15 protein-coding genes are annotated in these 18103 nt (G+C 72.7%); 6 read left to right on the forward strand and 9 right to left on the reverse strand.

Going from position 1 to position 18103, the window contains the following annotated elements:
• Nucleotides 1–28 precede the first annotated feature (28 nt).
• On the reverse strand, nt 29–1111 hold the full coding sequence (locus FR742_RS23265) for a LacI family DNA-binding transcriptional regulator (protein WP_148032897.1): 1083 nt from the start codon (nt 1109–1111) through the stop codon (nt 29–31).
• 61 nt (nt 1112–1172) lie between these two features.
• Nucleotides 1173–1349 carry a hypothetical protein gene (locus FR742_RS44680; protein WP_187281273.1) on the reverse strand — a complete coding sequence of 59 codons (177 nt, stop codon included), beginning with the start codon at nt 1347–1349 and terminating at the stop codon, nt 1173–1175.
• 32 nt (nt 1350–1381) lie between these two features.
• Here FR742_RS44680 and map point away from each other — a divergent pair, with 32 nt between their 5' ends.
• Nucleotides 1382–2230, forward strand: a complete 849-nt coding sequence (gene map / locus FR742_RS23270) for a type I methionyl aminopeptidase (protein WP_148032898.1) — start codon at nt 1382–1384, stop codon at nt 2228–2230.
• Here map and FR742_RS23275 read toward each other — a convergent pair.
• From FR742_RS23275 to FR742_RS23290, 4 genes are all read right to left on the reverse strand, one after another.
• Nucleotides 2217–2621 (reverse strand): sensor histidine kinase, encoded by a 405-nt coding sequence (locus FR742_RS23275; protein ID WP_148032899.1) that lies wholly within the window; start codon nt 2619–2621, stop codon nt 2217–2219. The genes map and FR742_RS23275 overlap by 14 nt on opposite strands.
• Before the next feature lie 165 nt (nt 2622–2786).
• A complete protein-coding gene (locus FR742_RS23280; protein WP_148032900.1) occupies nt 2787–4757 on the reverse strand; it encodes a cytochrome c oxidase assembly protein in 1971 nt (656 codons plus the stop codon).
• On the reverse strand, nt 4754–5347 hold the full coding sequence (locus tag FR742_RS23285; protein ID WP_148032901.1) for a copper resistance CopC family protein: 594 nt from the start codon (nt 5345–5347) through the stop codon (nt 4754–4756). Before FR742_RS23285 ends, FR742_RS23280 begins: the two co-directional genes overlap by 4 nt.
• A gap of 45 nt (nt 5348–5392) precedes the next feature.
• A complete protein-coding gene (locus tag FR742_RS23290; RefSeq protein ID WP_261808698.1) occupies nt 5393–6676 on the reverse strand; it encodes a helix-turn-helix domain-containing protein in 1284 nt (427 codons plus the stop codon).
• A 483-nt stretch (nt 6677–7159) separates the two neighbouring features.
• On the opposite strand from FR742_RS23290, the gene FR742_RS23295 reads away from it, so the two are divergent.
• On the forward strand, nt 7160–9985 hold the full coding sequence (locus tag FR742_RS23295; RefSeq protein WP_148032903.1) for an AfsR/SARP family transcriptional regulator: 2826 nt from the start codon (nt 7160–7162) through the stop codon (nt 9983–9985).
• A 7-nt stretch (nt 9986–9992) separates the two neighbouring features.
• Here FR742_RS23295 and FR742_RS23300 read toward each other — a convergent pair whose 3' ends face one another.
• The gene (locus tag FR742_RS23300; protein WP_148032904.1) at nt 9993–11561 is read right to left on the reverse strand and encodes a PucR family transcriptional regulator; all 1569 of its coding nucleotides are present in this window, start codon (nt 11559–11561) and stop codon (nt 9993–9995) included.
• Between the two features lie 94 nt (nt 11562–11655).
• Here FR742_RS23300 and FR742_RS23305 point away from each other — a divergent pair, with 94 nt between their 5' ends.
• From FR742_RS23305 to FR742_RS23315, 3 genes are read left to right on the forward strand one after another with little or no spacing between them, the layout of a single operon-like run.
• Entirely contained in the window at nt 11656–13824 is a 2169-nt protein-coding gene (locus FR742_RS23305; protein ID WP_148032905.1) for a xanthine dehydrogenase family protein molybdopterin-binding subunit, read from the forward strand.
• A 21-nt stretch (nt 13825–13845) separates the two neighbouring features.
• Entirely contained in the window at nt 13846–14079 is a 234-nt protein-coding gene (locus FR742_RS23310) for an EF-hand domain-containing protein (protein ID WP_148032906.1), read from the forward strand.
• A 54-nt stretch (nt 14080–14133) separates the two neighbouring features.
• Nucleotides 14134–15519, forward strand: coding sequence for an NCS2 family permease (locus tag FR742_RS23315; protein WP_148032907.1), 1386 nt, complete (start codon nt 14134–14136; stop codon nt 15517–15519).
• On the opposite strand, the gene FR742_RS23320 is transcribed toward FR742_RS23315, so the two are convergent.
• Entirely contained in the window at nt 15516–16370 is an 855-nt protein-coding gene (locus FR742_RS23320; protein ID WP_148032908.1) for an excalibur calcium-binding domain-containing protein, read from the reverse strand. The two genes, FR742_RS23315 and FR742_RS23320, sit on opposite strands and share 4 nt — an antisense overlap.
• A gap of 159 nt (nt 16371–16529) precedes the next feature.
• On the opposite strand from FR742_RS23320, the gene ald reads away from it, so the two are divergent.
• The gene (ald, locus tag FR742_RS23325; RefSeq protein ID WP_148032909.1) at nt 16530–17645 is read left to right on the forward strand and encodes an alanine dehydrogenase; all 1116 of its coding nucleotides are present in this window, start codon (nt 16530–16532) and stop codon (nt 17643–17645) included.
• On the opposite strand, the gene FR742_RS23330 is transcribed toward ald, so the two are convergent.
• Nucleotides 17638–18093, reverse strand: a complete 456-nt coding sequence (locus tag FR742_RS23330) for an SRPBCC family protein (RefSeq protein ID WP_148032910.1) — start codon at nt 18091–18093, stop codon at nt 17638–17640. The two genes, ald and FR742_RS23330, sit on opposite strands and share 8 nt — an antisense overlap.
• Nucleotides 18094–18103 lie beyond the last annotated feature (10 nt).

Below are 18103 nucleotides of genomic sequence, written 5' to 3' on the forward strand. Positions count from 1 at the left end.
GAGATGTCCGCCGGGCCCCCGCACGTTCTCAGACGGCCGCCACCGACTCGCGGACCAGGAACGACGTGGGCAGCTCGATGAGCTCGGGCGGACCCTCGTCGCCGTTGAGCCGGTCGATGAGCTTGCGGGCCGCCCTGGCCCCGATCTCGTGCACCGGCTGCTCGATGACGGTGAGGGCGGGCCGGACCAGCGTGGTCCAGTCGAGGTTGTCGAAGCCCACGAACGACAGGTCACGCGGCATCTCGATGTCGAGCTCGCGCACGGCCTGGTAGGCGCCGAGCGTCATCATGTTGTCGGTGGTGACCAGGGCCGTCGGCCGGGCCGGCGAGGCCAGCAGGCGCCGGGTGGCCTCGGCCGCGCCCTCGACGTCGTAGCCGCCCGTCCGGCCGACCAGCGACGGGTCCACCTCCACCCCGGCGTCGCGGTGGGCGCGCAGGTAGCCGAGCAGCCGGGCGGCGCTGGCGTTGATCTCCCCGCGCAGGCGGTCGAGCCCTGGACGGAGCAGCGTGGCCCAGTCGGCCTCGCGCTCGATGCGCAGCTCCGTCAGGATGCCGATGCGGCGGTGGCCGTGGCTCAGGAGGTAGGTCACGGCCTCCCGCATGGCCGCGACGTCGTCGACGGTGACCGCGTCGGCCCCGACGGCGCTGCTCGGCCGGTCGAAGAGCACCACGTGCTTGCCGTGCGACCGGACCGCCCGCAGGTGCTCGACGTCGCCGACGTCGGCGGTGGCGACGATCAGGCCGTCGACCTGCTTGTCGATCAGCAGGTTGACGGCCTCCCGCTCGCTGCGGACGTCCTCGTCGGTGTTGGTCAGCAGGATGCTGTAGCCCGACTTCCTGGCCTCGTCGGTGATGCCGCGCACCACGCCGGAGAAGAACGGGCTGCTGATGTCGGCGCACACCACGCCCAGGGTGTCGGTGCGCCGGGTCACCATGCTCCTGGCCACGCTGTTGGGCCGGTAGCCCAGGGTCTCTATCGCGTCGAGGACGCGCTTCCGCGTCGCCTCGCTGAACCGGCCGTAGTTGCCCAGCACGCGGCTCGCGGTGGAGGTGGACACCTTGGCCAGCCTTGCCACGTCGTGGATCGTCGGAGGCTGAGCGGATGAGGCCATGAGGGAACGTTATCGCAGCTTGAGAGCCGGAGGCCACGGGCCGGAACCCGTGGCACTCCCGTCAGTCGTCGTCCTGGTCGGCCTCGTCCCACGCCTTGTTGCGCTCGGCCGCGCGCTGCAGCGCCCCGGCAGCCTCCTGCTCGGTCGCGTACGGGCCCATCCGGTCCTTGTTGGGGCAGCCCACGTCGGGCTCGACCCGCATGTGCTTGAGGCAGAACCACCACTGGCCATCGGTCATGAGGTCGATTCTGCCCCGTAGACTCAGGTTTCATGACGACACTGCTCCAGCCCGGCCGAATTTCGCCCATGCGAAAGGTTCCCGCCCACATCGAGCGGCCGGAGTACGTCGGCAAGAAGCGCCCCAAGACCGGCGAGTCCGACGTGAAGACCCCCGAGATCATCGAGCGCATGCGGGTCGCGGGCCGCATCGCCGCCCAGGCGCTCGAAGAGGTCGGCCGGAACGTGCGGCCGGGCGTCACCACCGACGAGCTCGACCGCATCGGCCACGAGTTCCTCGTCGACCACGGCGCCTACCCGAGCACGCTCGGCTACAAGGGCTACCCCAAGTCGCTGTGCACCTCGATCAACGAGGTGATCTGCCACGGCATCCCCGACGACACCGTGCTGCGCGACGGCGACATCGTCAACGTCGACATCACCGCCTACATCGGCGGCGTCCACGGCGACACCGACGCCACCTTCCTGGTCGGCGAGGTCGACGAGGAGTCGCGGCTGCTGGTCGAGCGCACCCGCGAGGCGATGATGCGCGCCATCAAGGCCGTCGCGCCGGGCCGCCAGCTCAACGTGGTCGGCCGGGTGATCGAGGCGTACGCCAAGCGGTTCGGCTACGGCGTGGTGCGTGACTTCACCGGCCACGGCATCGGCACCAGCTTCCACTCCGGCCTGATGGTGCCCCACTACGACGACCCGTCGCTCCGGGTGGAGCTGGTGCAGGGCATGACGTTCACCATCGAGCCGATGCTGACGCTGGGCACGATCGACTACGACATCTGGCCCGACAAGTGGACCGCGGTGACCAAGGACCGCAAGCGCACGGCACAGTTCGAGCACACGATCGTGGTCACCGCCACCGGCAGCGAGATCCTCACCGCGCCTTAGGCACGACCCCCGTCACGGTGGTGCCCTCGCCGGGCACGCTGTTGACCGACAGCGACCCGCCGGCCTCGCCCAGCGCCGCCCGCATGCGGGCGATCCCGCGGCCCGCCCGCGAGAGATCGAAGCCCCTGCCGTGGTCGCTGACCGTCATCCGCAGACCGCCGCGGCCCACCGTGACGGCGATCGACACCGTCGTGGCCTCGCTGTGCTTGTGCACGTTGTCGAGCGCCTCGGCCAGCGCCTCCAGAACCCCCTTGGCGACCCGCGGCCGCACGTCGGCCGCGGGCAGCGCCCACACCTCCACCGCGATCCCCGTACGCCGCGACCATTCGGCCAGGTTGCCCTCAAGGGCTTCGGCCAGGCTTTCACCCCCGCGCATGCGCGTCACTTCCATCACCGCTCCACGCCTTCCTGAGGCCCGAGCGCGCCGGCTCCACCGCCGGCGCCGAAAGCGCGGAGCGCCACCCCCCACGGCAGGCTCGCGCCACCCCCTATCGGGAAAGGCTACCCGCCGTGCCGCCGTCACACCGGGTGAAGATAGCAGGCCCTGCCTGAACGGCTACTCGCGTTTGTCGAGCTCGTTGAGCCTGGCCAGATAGTCGTTGTACGAGGTGAGCTCCGGATCGCCGGAACGCGCCGCGGACCGGTCGTCGCGCCGGGCCTTGCGGTCTTCGCTGCGGTACCACTGCACCGCGATGGCCAGCAGCACCATGAGGGTCGGGATCTCCCCGAACCCCCACGCGATCGCGCCGCCGTTCTGCTGCTCCTGCAGCAGCGGCCCGCCCCAGGACCGGTCGAGCTGTTCGTACCAGCCGGGCGCGATGAGCGTGCCGGTCATCATCAGCGCGATGCCGAAGAACGCGTGGAACGGCATGGTGACGAACAGCAGCAGCAGCCTGCCCACGTACGGGAGCTGGTGAGGGCCGGGGTCGACCCCGATGACCACCCAGAAGAACAGGCACCCGCTGACCAGGAAGTGGAGGATCATGAGGATGTGGCCGAGGTGCTCCTCCATGGCGGCCTCGAACAGCGGCGTGAAGTAGAGCGCGTAGGTGGACGCGATGAAGATCGCGGTGGCGATGCCCGGATGGGTGACGACGCGCGCGTAACCACTGTGCAGGATCGCCATCAGCCACTCGCGCGGCCCGCGGTCGCCGCGCCGGGCGGCGGGCTTGAGCGCGCGCAGCGCGAGCGTGACGGGGGCGCCGAGCACCAGGAAGATCGGGACGATCATGGCCAGCGTCATGTGCTCGATCATGTGCACGTCGAACATGACCTTGGCGTACCGCGCCACGCCGCTCTGGGTGGTGAAGACCAGGATGGCCACGCCGGCGAACCACGACGCGGTGCGGCCCCACGGCCAGGCGTCGCCGCGCCGCCGCATCCGTACGACGCCCGCGCCGTACAGCCCGGCCAGGATCGCGGCCAGCAGCGCGAAGAACAGGTCGAACCACCACAGCGAGAGGATGTTCGCGGCCGAGATCGGCGGCGGGACCGGATGGCCGAGGAGGTCGAAGGCGCGGTCGGCGGGCAGGCTGACCGGCGGGGGCGGGGTGCGCGACAGCGCCACCGCCAGCCCGATCGTCGCCAGCATGAGCATGAGCTCGCCGGCCGCGAGCCGGGCGAACGCGCGCGGGCGGCCCGCGCCGAGGTCGGCGAGCGTGCGCTGGCGGTGCCACCAGCCGACGTAGCCGAGCAGCACGAACGCCACGGTCTTGGCCACGATGAGCACGCCGTAGCTGGACGTCCACAGGTCGGACAGCGACGTGAGCCGCGCGAGCGTGCTGAACACGCCCGACATCCCCACGCCGATGTAGACCCACAGCGCCATCCGCGAGAAGCGGGAGGCCGCCACGTCGAGCTGCGGCCGCTTCAGCGCGGCGTGCAGGGCCAGCACGGCCAGCCCGCCCACCCACAGAGCCAGCGTCAGCAGGTGGAGGGTGACCGAGGTGATGGCCAGGCCGTGGTTGGGCGAGGAGGCGGAGTGGCCGGTGAGCGCCGGCGGCATCAGCGTGACCAGCGCGAGCACCAGCAGCCCGGCCGCCGCCCCGGCGGTGATGACGCCGCGGGAGAACAGCGCGATCGACAGCCCGAACAGCACCACGAGGGTGAGCGCGATGCCGGGGCTCTCCTGGGTGGCGAAGCCGACCAGGAAGTTGCGGTTGAGGATCTCGGGGACCGAGCGCGCCCACACGTCGGAGACGCTGAAGACCATGGTGAGGAAGGCCGCGCCCGCCCAGGCGAGCCCCGTCCAGGAGGCGGCCCGCAGGTAGCCCTGCGCGGTCTTGCCGAGCACGCCCTTGTCGTTGGGCAGCAGCAGGGCGGCGGCCAGCAGCAGGCCGACCGTGGCGACGCCCGCGACGTCCATGGCCAGCTTGGAGACCGGCAGCCCCCAGCGCGTCACGACGCCTGACGAGGGCACGCCGAGGATGATCCTGGGGAACGCCGCGCCTCCGGCGATCATGGCGATCACGAGGGCGGCGATCGCCGCCCCGGCCGCCGCCAGCGCGAGACGCGCGGCTCTGGTCACGGCTGCTTCTTCTTCCTGGCGCTCATGAGGAACCCGATGCCGATGCCGACGAGCGCGCCGACCACGATGAGGAGCCAGACCGGGAAGGTGGCGGCGTCGCTCTCGGCGGACACCTCCTCGGCGGGCTGGGCCTCGGCCGGCTCGGTGGCGGTGGGGGCCGGCTCGGCGGTGGTCGCCTCGGCCGTCGGCGCCGTGCTCCCCTCAGGAGTCTCCGCCGGGGACGGGCTCGCGCCCTTGACGGTGAACGGGATCTCGCCCTCGATCGGGTGGCCGTCGGACGAGACGACCCGGTAGGCGATGGTGTAGTCGCCGTCGGGCAGCTCGCCCTTCAGCGCCTGCTTCACCTTCACCCCGTCGAGCTCCGGGTCGCCGGCCTGGTGCTGGGTGTCACCCGGCCCGCGGACGCTCACGAAGGGCATGCGGATCTTGCCGGTGAACTCCAGCGTGATCTCGTCCACGGACTCGACCGTGGCGTCCTTGGCGGGGTCGCTGCTCTTGAGCGCGTCGTGAGCCAGAGCCGGCCCGGCGGTGACGAGGACGAGCAGCGTGGCGAGGATCGCGGTGAGGGCCGCGAGCGGGGAACTCTTCATGGCGCCTTCAAGGCTACCGAGCACCCCGCCCGGTTCGTACCCCGATCAGAGACCCGCGCAGGCGAGCGCCCGCTGGTAGGCCTCGACGCTGGCCTCGGCGTCGCCGATCTCGTAGAGCGTCTCCGCCGTGGCGTACCACGCGCCGGCCGAGAGGAAGGACGGCGGGACCGAGTCGAGGGCGTCGCGGATCGTCCGCAGGTGCCGGTCGGCCTCGGCGGCCTCGCCGCGCACGCTGTGCGCCCGCCCCAGCAGCAGGTGCGTCTGCGGCACCTGGGCGACGGCGGCGCCGGACAGGAGGCCGCCGGCGGTGTGGGCGTGCTCCAGGGCCCGGTCGAGGTCGCCGGTCATGAACTCGACGTGGGCCAGCTCGGTCAGCGCCCGCGCCCGGTCGGTCACGCTGGTGGAGCTCTGCTCCTGGTCCCTGATGGCGCGGTTGACGTGCTCCAGGAGCGAGGCCGCCTCCTCGGGCTGCACGCGGCGCCGCAGCTGGACGTACGCGACCCGCATCATGGCGAGCAGGCGCGGGTGACCGGACTCGGCCACCAGCGCCAGGGCCCGCTCGGCGAAGACGAGCGCCTCCTCCCGGTGGCCGGTGTAGTCGGCCGCGAAGGCGGCGTTCCAGTTGGCCGCGGCCATGGCGCGCGGGGAGCCGAGCGCGTCGGCGGCGTTGAGCAGCTCGGCGGCGAACTGCCGGGCGCGCAGGTGGTCGCCGCGCACGAAGTAGGCCGCCAGCAGGGTGGCGCCCAGCTCCACCAGCAGGTCGGACCACGCGGGCCGGTTGGCGCCGCCCAGGATGCGCTCGCCGATCTCGACGGCCTCCACGAGCCGGTTGCTCTGCCGGTAGACGCGGCACAGGGCGATGGCGATCTCGATCCGGCGCTCGGCGGGGACGTCCTCGCCCTGCAGCCGCTGCAGGATGGCGATCGCCTCGTCGCTGTCGCCGCACGCCTCCGTGGCGAGGGCCAGCCCGAATTCGGTGTCTTGACGAAGCTCGGTCAGACCTGTCAGGTTGTTGTCCGCGAGCAGCTCGGTGAAGCGGTTGCGGGCCTCGGCGACCTCGCCGTTCTCCAGCGCGATCCGGGCATAGCCGAGCGAGAGTTCGATGTCCTCCATCTGCTCGGCCGTCACACCGTTGATCAGATAGGAGAGCGAGCAGTCCAGTTTCTGGGCCAGCAGCTCCAGGACCGCCGGCGTGGGAGTACGCTTGCCACTCTCGATCAAGGAGACGTAACTGTCAGACAACTCGGGGTGCGCGAGCTGTGCCTGCGAGAGGCCGCGCTGCCGCCGCACCGTCTTGATACGGAGTCCGACTAGGTCAGATGTGGTCACGGTCGTCGCTCCCTGAAATGATAAGTTCCAAGCAAGTCCCGTAGATCCGCGAGGGAGATCCTCATGCGCACGCGCCTCACGATGTCCGCACTTGTTGCCTTGCTCGGGGCCGTGGTGGCCGTTGCAGGCAATAGTACGGTCGCGAATGCGGAAACGTCTGCCCCCGCAGCAGTCTCCGCCGTCTCTCTCGCCGTCCTCGGCGACGCCTATTGTTGCTGAGCACGCGGGTGAGACCGGCGGCGGGGCCGCCATGTCAGGTGAGAGCCATCTCCTGCGTGTCACACCCCCGTCGCCGCTGCCCTCGTTCTCTCCGCTTCTCCGCGCATCACCCGTAGAAGTCTCCGCGCATTCCCCGTAGGCGAGCAGCCTAGGCGGGGCATCTACATTTCCTCTAGACGTCGCCACGTCGGCCCGATCGGCCCTGCTCCCTCACCGTGATCCGGTCTACGCCGCCGTGGTCAGCTCCACGGGTGGGAGAGTCCGTTGGCCGAGGGCGTCATCGTCCGGCTCCTGGGGCCGGTCACCGCCGCGCGCGACGGCAAGGAGATCGATCTCGGTCCACCCCGCCGGCAGGCGCTGACGGCGATCCTCGCCGCGTGGCCGGGGCGCGTGGTGCCGATTCCGCGCATCATCGACGGCATCTGGGGCGACGACCCGCCCAAGACAGCCGAGCAGAGCGTCTACACCTACGTGGCCGGGCTCAGGAACGCGCTGGAGCCGTCCCGGGGGCGGCGCGAGCCCTCGAAGCTGGTCGTCGGCGCCGCCGGGGGCTACCGGCTCCGCCTCGACGGCTCCCGGGTGGACGCCATCGCCTTCACCGAGCGGCTCGACCACGCGCGCCGCGCCGTCCTGCGGGGCGACCACGCGGGCGCCCTGCCCGACCTCGAAGAGGCCCTCGCCCTGTGGCACGGCGAAGCGCTGCCGGGGGTTCCCGGGCCCTTCGCCGAGAGCGAGCGCGCCCGGCTGACCGAGGCGCGGCTCGCCGCGCAGGAATACCGCGCCGAGGCGTTGCTCGGGCTCGACAGGCCGCAGGACGCGCTGGCCCCGCTGCGGGCCATGACCTACCGCCATCCCCTCCGCGAACGGCCGCGCGAGCTGCTGATGCTCGCCCTGGTGCGGTGCGGCAGGCGTGCCGAGGCCCTGGTGGTCTACGAGGAGAGCCGGCGGCTGCTCCGCGAGGAGCTGGGCGTGGACCCGGGAGAGGCGCTGCGCCGTTCCCACCGGCTGGCGCTGGCGGCCGGGCCCCGCGAGCGGCCCGGTGACGGGCCGCCCCCGCTGCCCCGCCAGTTGCCCCGCGACCTGGCCGGGTTCGTGGGCAGGACCCAGGAGGTCATCCGGCTCAAAGGGCTGCTGGCGCCGTGGGACGACACCGAGCCGAACCCTCTCGTGGTCATCTCCGGGCCGCCGGGCGTGGGCAAGTCGGCGCTGGCGGTGCGGATCGGCAACCTCGTCAAGGACCGCTACCCCGACGGCCAGCTCTACGTGAACCTGCGCGGGGCCACGGTCGGGCTGCCGGGCCTCGACCCGCTGGACGTGCTGGGCCGGTTCCTGCGCGCGTTCGGTATCGACGGCGACGCCATCCCCGGCGACGTGGACGAGGCCGCGGCGCTGTGGCGCAGCACGCTGTCCGGCAGGCGGACGCTGATCCTGCTGGACGACGCCGCCGGGCTCGGGCAGATCCTGCCGCTGTTACCGGCTCCGCGCGGCACCGCGATCGTGGTGACCAGCCGCGAGACGCTCGCCGCCGGCGACGACTGCGTCCAGCTCCACCTGCCTCGCCTGTCGCTCCCGGAGTCCGTGACGGTGCTGGCCAAGCTGGCCGGGGCCGAGCGGATGGCGGCGGACCCCGAGGAGACGGCCGGTCTGGTGCGGCTCTGCGACGGCCTGCCGCTCGCGCTGCGCATCGCGGGCGCGCGCCTGGCCGACCGCCCGGCCTGGAGCGTGTCGGCGCTGACCGGCCGGCTGCGCGACGAGCGCCGCAGGCTGCACGAGCTGGAGGCGGGCGAGCTGGCGGTACGGGCGAGCCTGGCGTCGAGCTGGAGCGCCCTGGCAGGCAGCGCCAGGCCGATCGACCGGGTCGCCGCCCGCGCTCTGGGCCTGCTCGGCCTGCTGCACCTGCACGACGTGACGGCGGAGGTGGCGGCGGCGCTGCTCGGCACCGGCGCCGACGAGGCCGAGCGGGCGCTCGAACGGCTGGTGGACGCCCACCTGCTGGAACACCTCGCGGGCCCGGGCCGCTACCAGCTCCACGACCTGGTCCGGCTGTTCGCGGCCGAGATGGCGCCGGGCGACGCCGCCGGGCCGCTCGCCCGGGCGCTGAGCTTCTACATCGCCTCCGCGCGGCTGGCCGTCACCACCATGGACCCGCACCGGGTGCAGGCCGAGGGTCCCGAGGTCGACGCCGTGCCGCACGCCGTCGGCGGACCGGACGAGGCGATCGCCTGGCTGGCCGGCGAGGAGACCAACCTGGTGGCCGCGGCCGGGCAGGCCATGGCCGGCCCTGACTCCGGGCTGGCCGCGCTGGGGGTGGCGCTGTGCTTCTCGCTGTTCTGGTATCAGCAGTACGCGCACGAGCCCGCGCCTCTGATCGCGCTGAACCGGCGGGCGCTGGACGTCTGCGAGCGGCTGGGCGACCGGCTCGGCGCCTATCACGCGCACGGGCACGTCGCCTGCGGCCTGGCCCTGCAGGGCAAGGCGGAGGCCATGGGCCATCTGGAGGCGCAGCTCATCCTGGCCAGGGAGCTGGGCGACCGGTTCAGCGAGCAGCGCACGCTGGGCAACCTGGCCAACCTGTCGGTCGAGCGGGGGCTGCACGAGCAGGCGCTCGGCTACGCCGGCCGGCAGCTCGCGCTGGCGCGGCGGATCGGCGCGGACGTGGGGGTGCGTTACGCGCTGATGATGAGAGGGCTGGCCTGCCAGAAGCTCGGCCGCCCGGCGGAGGCGCGCGGGCCTCTGGAAGAGGCGCTCGCCGCCGCCGAGAGCATCGGCGACACCGGTCACGAGATGAACATGCGCCGGATACTCGGTGAGCTCTGCCTCGACGAGGGCAAGCCGGGCGAGGCCGCGGACCACCTGGAGCGGGCGCTGGCGGCGAGCCGGGCCCATCGCAACCGGCTCGGCGAGCTGGAGTGCCTCGTCCTGCTGTCCCGGGCGCGCCGGGAGCTGGGCGACGCACACGCGGCCCTGCCGCACATCGCCGAGGCGATGCCGCTGGCGGCGGAGCTGGAGAACGCCAAGTGGCGGATCGAGACGGAGAACGAGCAGCGGATCGTGCACGAGCTGGTCGGCGTCCCCACCGTGCGCGTGTGACGGCCGGTCATCTCGCCCTGAGCGCGAGGAAGAGGTCGACCCGGTCGGCCATCGTCGACAGGTCCCTGCCGGTCAGCTCCTCCACCCGCTTGATCCGGTAGCGCACGGTGTTGACGTGCACGTGCATCCGCTCGGCGCACGCGTTCCAGGACCCGGCGCAGTCGAGGAAGGTGGCGAGCGTGCGCACCAGCTCCGACTGGTGGCCGGCGTCGTAGTCGAGCAGCGGGGCGAGCAGCCGCCCGGCGAACGACCTGCGCACGTCGCCGGGGACGGTGGCCAGCAGCAGCGCGTGCGTGTAGATCTCGTCGGACGTCACCACCCCGCCGTCGCGGGCCTCGGCCAGCCGTCTGGCGTGACCGGCCTCCTCGACGCCGCCTCGGAGTGCGGCCGCGCCGGTGAGTGCGCCGCTCAGGCCCAGACAGACGCGGGCGTCCGGCAGCGCCGACAGGATCGCGGCCCCGGCGCGCAGGCGGGCGGCCAGATCGGCGACCTCCCCGCCGCGCAGCGGCACCACCGCCACCGCCCCGTCGGCGCCCGGCGGTGCGACGATCTCCCGGCCCAGCAACTCCTCCAGCACCTGCCCCCCGAGCACCCCCGGGCCGTGCTCGCGGGGCGCACCGTGCCCAGCGGAGCGGGCGACCCCGACCACGCCGGGCTCGCCGGGACCGGACGCCGCGTCCGGCCAGGCGGGGACGGGCGCAGGGCCGGGGTGGGTGATGGCGGCGTTGACGACCGCGTACGGCTCGGCGATGTCCAGGCCGGAGGTGCGGAAGCGGGCGTTCAGCTCCGCGGCGTCGGCGCCGGCGAGGGCGGCGGCCAGGAGCTCGCCGGCGAGCCGCCGTTCCACCCGCCGCCCCTCCTCCATGCGGCTGCGTTCCAGCGCCACGCAGGCCGCCAGCTCGTAGCCCAGGTCGGCCCGGTCGAGCAGGTCGCCGTCGCAGGCGAGCATCCAGCCGCCCGCCCGGTGGCCGCGCCCGACGCCGAACAGCGTGTGGCCGCCGGCCAGGCACGGCAGCCGGGTCGCGGTCAGGTAGGCGCGCGCCAGGCCGGCGGGGTCGTCCGGCGCGCCGACGATGACCTCGCCCGCGGCGGACACGACCGCCCCGGTGACGCCCAGCTCGGCGGCGGTCAGCGCGAACAGCTCGGGCAGGTCGGCGCCCTCGGCCACGGCGGCGACGAGCCTGCGGTGACGGCCGAGCGCCTCGCGCGCGTCGCCCGTCAGGCGGTGCCCGGCCTGCTCGGCCAGGGTGCGGAAGGACACCTCGGTCGGCACTTCCAGCAGCGGCAGCCCGGCCCGCTCGCACGCCGCCACGAGGTCGGCGGGGATGTGGCCGAGCCACGCCTGCCCGGCGCCGAGCCCGGCCACCCCCGCCTCCACCAGCGCGGCCACGAACCGGGCCGAGTCCTCCGGCCCCTGGCGCCACATCAGGCCGGTCAGCACGAGCTCGCCGCCCGACAGGTAGCGCCCCGGCTCCGGCAGGTCGGTGATGTGGACCGAGGTGAACGCGCGGTCCGGGTCGCCGGTGAGCAGCCGGAGACGCGGCTCGCCGACGGCCAGCAGGTCACGTATCCGCATTTGGAGGAATATACAAGCCCGCCGGTGGCGGCGCTTACCCCGATTTCACCTGGCGCGCATACCGCCCGCACCGGGCCGGTGCTCTACTCGAAGGATGACGGAGACGGCGAGTTCGCTGCGGCTGGGCGTCGGCGAGAGCGCGCGGCGGCCGGACGCGGTGCTCAAGGTGACGGGCGAGTTCGCCTACGCCTCTGACCTGTGGCTCGAAGGCATGGTGTGGGGGGCGACGCTGCGCAGCCCGCACCCGTCGGCGTGGATCAGGTCCATCGACGTGGGGCCGGCGCTGGCCGTCCCTGGCGTGCGCGCGGTCATGACGCACGAGGACGTGCCGGGCGAGAAGTTCTACGGGCTGGAGCGCAAGGACCAGCCGGTGCTCGCCGTCGACCAGGTCCGCTACCAGGGCGAGCCGGTGGCGCTGGTGGCCGCCGACCATCCGGAGACCGCGCGGCGGGCGGCGGACGCGATCGTGGTGGACTACGAGGTGCGCGAGGCCGTGACGGACCCGCGCCTGGCGACGGAGCTGGTGCGCCACCAACCGGTGCGCACGGGCGAGGTGTTCGAGGCACAGGTCGTGGTCAGCGGCGAGTACGAGGTCGGCATGCAGGACCAGGCGTTCCTCGGCCCGGAGTCGGGGCTGGCGGTGCCTGCCGAGGACGGGGGCGTCGACCTCTACATCGCCACCCAGTGGCTGCACGTGGACCGCGACCAGCTCGCCCCCTGCCTGGGGCTGCCGCCGGAGAAGGTGCGGCTGACGCTGGCCGGGGTCGGGGGCGCGTTCGGCGCCCGCGAGGACCTGTCGATGCAGGTGCACGCGTGCATGCTGGCGCTCCGGCTGAACCGTCCCGTCAAGATCGTGTACGGGCGCGAGGAGTCGTTCTTCGGCCACGTGCACCGCCATCCGGCGCGGATGCGGTACGAGCACGGCGCCACCCGCGACGGCCGGCTCGTCTACGTCAAGGCCGCCATCCTGCTGGACGGCGGCGCCTACTGCTCCTCCTCCCCCGCCGTGGTGGGCAACGCCGCCTCGCTCGGCGTGGGCCCGTACGAGGTGCCGAACGTGCTGGTGGAGGCCACCGGCGTCTACACCAACAACCCGCCGTGCGGCGCGATGCGCGGGTTCGGCGCGGTGCAGGCGTGTTACGCGTACGAGTCGCAGATGGACCGCCTGGCCGAGGCGTGCGGGCTGTCGCCGGTGGAGATCCGGCGGCGCAACGCGGTGTCGCAGGGCTCGGCGCTGATCACCGGGCAGGTGATCGACTCGCCGGCGCCGCTCGCCGACATGCTGCGCGAGCTGGAGTCGTTCCCGCTGCCGCCGCCCGCCGGTGACGACCTGCGCGGGCTGCCGGGCGGCGTGTCGCAGACCACGCACGGCGAGTCGGTGCGGCGCGGCGTCGGGTACGGGGTCGGGATCAAGAACATCTGCTTCTCGGAGGGGTTCGACGACTACTCCACGGCCCGGGTGCGGGCCGAGCTGGTCAACGGCGAGCCGCACGTCACCGTGCACACCGCGGCGGCCGAGGTGGGCCAGGGGCTGGTGACGATCCAGGCCCAGATCGCCCGCACCGAGCTGGGCGTGGAGCACGTGACGGTGGCGACCGCCGACACCTCGGTCGGGTCGGCCGGGTCGTCGTCGGCCTCGCGCCAGTCGTACGTGACGGGCGGCGCGGTGAAGGCGGCCTGCGAGGCGGTGCGGGAGCGGTTCGGCGGGCTGCCCGTGCGGGAGGCGCTGGAGAAGTTCGGTCCCGTCGAGGAGACGCGGGAGTTCCGGCACCGGCCGACGTTCCCGCTGGACCCGCTCACCGGGCAGGGCGACTCGCACACCCAGCTCGCGCTCTGCGTGCACCGGGCGGTGGTGGACGTGGACGTGGAGCTGGGCCTGGTCAAGGTGGTCGAGCTGGCGGCCGTGCAGGACGTCGGCCGGATCCTGAACCCGCAGGCGCTGGAGGGCCAGATCCACGGCGGGTCGGCGCAGGGCCTCGGGCTGGCCCTGATGGAGGAGATCCAGCTCAGGGACGGCAGGGTGCTGAACCCGTCCTTCACCGACTACCTAATCCCCACCATTCTCGACATGCCGCCCATGACGATGAAAATCCTGGAAAATCCAGACCCGGCTGCCCCGTACGGATTGCGTGGCGCCGGTGAGCCCCCGACACTCTCCTCCACCCCCGCGATCGCGGCCGCGGTGCGCGCGGCGACCGGCCTGCGGTTGACGCGCGTTCCGATAAGACCCGAAGATATCGCCTTGGCCCACATCGGGGGCTGAACGACCACGGGGAGGACCCTTATGGCTGACGCACGCGAGGCGGCCAAGGCGGAGTTCGAGCGGTTCGACGCCGACGGCGACGGTCTGCTGACGACCGCCGAGATCAGGAAGGCCAACGAGGCCATGGGCGGCCTGGGCGCCTCGGAGGCGGAGATCGAGGCATTCATCGAGGCCGCCGACCGCGACGGCGACGGCCGGATCGGGCTGGACGAGTTCGCCGCTCTGGTCGGCGGCGGCAGGCACGAGAAGGCATGATCGGTTCCCCCGCCGGGTAGGGCACCGGGCGATCCCCCGCGTCGCTGAAGGGGGATGCCGGTGCTCGACAGGTTCTTCGAGCTGTCCCGGCGGGGGAGCACCGTCGGCCGTGAGGTGCGCGGTGGTGTCACCACGTTCATGGCCATGGCGTACATCATCCTGCTCAACCCGATCATCCTCGCGGGCGCCCACGACGTCACCGGCGCCAAGCTGACCATCGCGCAGCTCACCACGTCGACCGCGCTTACCGCGGCGATCTCGACTCTGCTCATGGGCCTGGTCGGCAACGCGCCGCTGGCGCTGGCCGCGGGCCTGGGGCTGAACGCGGTGGTCGCCTACCAGGCCGCCCCGCACATGACCTGGCCTCAGGCGATGGGCCTGGTCGTGCTGGAAGGCGCGGTCATCATCGTGCTGGCCGTGAGCGGCCTGCGCGCGCTGATCATGAACTCGATCCCGCTGGCGCTCAAGCACGCCATCAGCGTCGGGATCGGGCTGTTCATCGCGCTGATCGGGCTGGTGGACTCCGGGTTCGTGACACGCGGCTCGGGCACGCCGGTGCAGCTCGGCACGACCGGCCACCTGACCGGATGGCCGGTGGCGGTGTTCTGCTTCGGGCTGCTCCTGATGATCGCCCTGTACGCGCGGCGCACGCCGGCGGCGATCCTGATCAGCATCGTGGTGACGGCGATCGTGGCGATCGTGGTGAACTCGGTGGCCACGATCGACCAGGCCGACTGGGGGGTGGTGGCGCCGCGGGTGCCCGAGTCGGTGGTGTCGGCGCCGGACTTCGGGCTGGTCGGGCAGGTCGACGTGTTCGGCGGATTCGTCACGGCGGGCGCGCTGACCGCGACCGTGGTGCTGTTCACGCTGGTGCTGTCGGGGTTCTTCGACGCGATGGGCACGATCATCGGCGTCAGCGACGAGGCCGGGCTCGTGGACGAGCGGGGGCGGGTGCCGCGGCTGGGCCGGATCCTCACCGTGGACGGCGTGGCCGCCATGATGGGCGGGGTGTCGAGCTCCTCGGCGAACACGGTTTTCGTGGAGTCGGCCGCGGGCGTCGGCGAGGGCGCGCGGACCGGCCTGGCGAGCCTGGTCACCGGGGCGCTGATGGCGCTGGCGCTGTTGTTCACCCCGCTGGCCGCGGTGGTGCCCGCGGCGGCGGCCGCGCCCGCGCTGGTGCTGGTCGGGGCGCTGATGATGATGCAGAGCAAGAACGTGCCGTGGGACGATCCGGATCTGGCGCTGCCGGCCTTCCTGACGATCGCGCTGATGCCGTTCACGTACTCGATCACCAACGGGGTGGGCGCCGGGGTGATCGTCTACACGCTGATCAAGGCGGCGCGGGGGAAGTTCGGCGAGATCCCGTGGCTGCTGTGGGTGGTGTCGCTGGTGTTCGCGGCCTACTTCGCGATCGACTGGGTGGGCGGGTTCTTCAGTTAGCGCAGGTCGCCGGAGTTGCAGGCGACGCCGTTGCCGTCGACGTCGGCGTACCACGCGTACTCCTCGTGCGTGCCCTTGGTGTAGGGGCCGAAGCCGGCGGCCGTGGCCTCCTGGCAGCTCGCGAACCGCTGGTCGGGGGTCCGGGTCCCGGTGCCCGTCGTCTGGCCGGTCCCGGCCGGGTCGCCGGTGCCGGCCGGGTCGCCGGTGCCGGTGCTGGTGGGATCACCCGTACCGGCCGGATCGGTGGAGGCGGGCGGCGAGGAGGGCGGGGCGGCGTCGCCGAGCACGCGGGTGGCCAGCGCCTCGGCCTCCTGCTGGGTCATCCCCGCGATGCTCAGGCTGTCGCCGTCCATGCCCTGGGTCACGATGGGCGCGGCCAGGACCGTACGCGGCACCAGCACGACGGCGATCTGCCGCTGGTCGGACACCTGCTCGTCGATGAGGTCGACGAGCTTCTGCTTGTACGCGGGAGCGACCGCGATGCGCACCGAGTAGGTGCCGTCACGACCGCGGACCGCCTCGACGGCCTGCACGGCGTTGACCGTGACGCCGTCCTCCAGCAGGTAGCAGGTGGTCTGCGTGTCGTCGAGCGCCGCCTCCTCGCCGGGGCACGGCGCGGCCTTGGTCTCGCGCACGGGGGCGAAGTGGATCGGCGTGGACAGCCGCTGCGGCGGGGCGCCGCCGAGGAGCGGGGCGTCGGGCGTCCGGGTCATCAGGACGGCGACGGTGCCGAGCACGCCGGCGATGAGCACGATCAGGACGAGCGAGACGATCAATATGACGGTGGTGACCTTGCTGGCCCTCGGCGGCCCCGGATCCGCTGCCTTGGGCGGCTCTTCCGCCTTGTCCATCGTCGACGTCCCCATCCTGACTACGGGCTGCGGTGAGCTTATCGAGGACCGGTCGGTGCCGGGTAATCAGCCGAACATTTCTCGAGTTCGTGTTCAGAAGCCGGGGATGGAGAAAGAATTACGGCAACCGCGCGCCCGCCCGGGAAAGGGAGTGTCCTCATGAAGGTCGGTGTTCCCCGCGAGGTCAAGGACGGCGAGTACCGCGTGGCGCTCACCCCCGCGGGCGCCCACGAGCTCGTGCGCCACGGCCACCAGGTGTTCGTCGAGCGGGGCGCGGGCGCCGGCTCGTCGCTCCCCGACGAGGACTTCGAGGCGGTGGGCGCGGCCATCCTGCCGGACGCCGACGAGCTGTGGGCCGGGTGCGAGCTGATACTCAAGGTCAAGGAGCCGGTCCGCGAGGAGTACCACCGGATGCGCAAGGGCCAGGTGCTGTTCACGTACCTGCACCTCGCGGCCTCGCCGGCGTGCACGAAGGCGATGCTCGACGCGGGCGTCACCGGCATCGCGTACGAGACGGTGCAGACGCCCGGCGGCGGGCTGCCGCTGCTCGCCCCGATGTCGGAGGTGGCGGGCAGGCTCGCCCCGCAGGTGGGCGCGTACCATCTGATGCGCTCGCGGGGCGGCAGGGGCGTGCTCATGGGCGGCGTGTCCGGCGTGCGGGCCGCGCACGTGGTGGTCATCGGCGCGGGCGTGTCGGGCATGAACGCGGCCGCGATCGCCCTCGGCATGCAGGCCGAGGTGCTGCTGCTGGACAAGAACGTCGACAAGCTCCGCCAGGCCGACCTGATCTACCAGGGCCACTGCCAGACGGTGGCCTCGAACACGCTGGAGATCGAGCGGGCGGTGCTGGAGGCCGACCTCGTCATCGGCGCCGTGCTGGTGCCCGGGGCCAGGGCTCCGAAGCTGGTGCCGGACGAGCTGGTCGCGCGGATGAAGCCGGGCTCGGTGCTGGTCGACATCTCCATCGACCAGGGCGGCTGCTTCGAGGGCTCGCGTCCCACCACGCACGCCGACCCGACCTACCGGGTGCACGACTCCGTCTTCTACTGCGTGGCCAACATGCCGGGCGCGGTGCCGCACACCTCGACGTTCGCGCTGACGAACGTGACGCTCCCGTACGCGCTCGCGATCGCGGACCTCGGCTGGGCCGCGGCGCTGCGCGGGGACCCGGCGCTGGCGCTCGGCCTGAGCACCCACGAGGGCCACCTGACCAGCCGCCCGGTCGCGCAGGCGCACCGCCTGGAGTGGACGCCCCCGCAGGAGGTGCTCAGCTAGCCTCCAGCAGCGCCTTCAGATGCGCGTTGCGCCGCACGATCAGCGCCTCCATGTAGCGCCCCAGCACCACCGCCTCGGCCACCCGCCCGAGGACGCCCAGCGGCGCCGCGAACTCCACCGCGTCACGCATGACCGTGCCCCCGCCGCCGTCGTCGGCGAAGCGGTGCTCGTGCCGCCACCTCCGGAACGGCCCGGCGACCTGCTCGTCCACGAAGAACACGGGAGCGTCGTAGGCGCTGATCACCGAGGTCATCCGCCACGCGACCCCGAAGTGCCTGGCCCGCCACGTGACCTGGTCGCCGGGGCCCATCCGCCCCGACGTCACCCCGTCCACGGCCCGCTCCCCCGAGCCCGCCATGGACGCCATGTGGGCCTCCACGGACAGCGACTCCTCGAACACCCGGCGGGGAGCCGCCCGGATCAGCGTCACCACGTCGAACCGGATCACCCGCCCATCC

Source organism: Nonomuraea sp. C10, assembly GCF_008017515.1.
GTDB lineage: Bacteria > Actinomycetota > Actinomycetes > Streptosporangiales > Streptosporangiaceae > Nonomuraea > Nonomuraea ferruginea.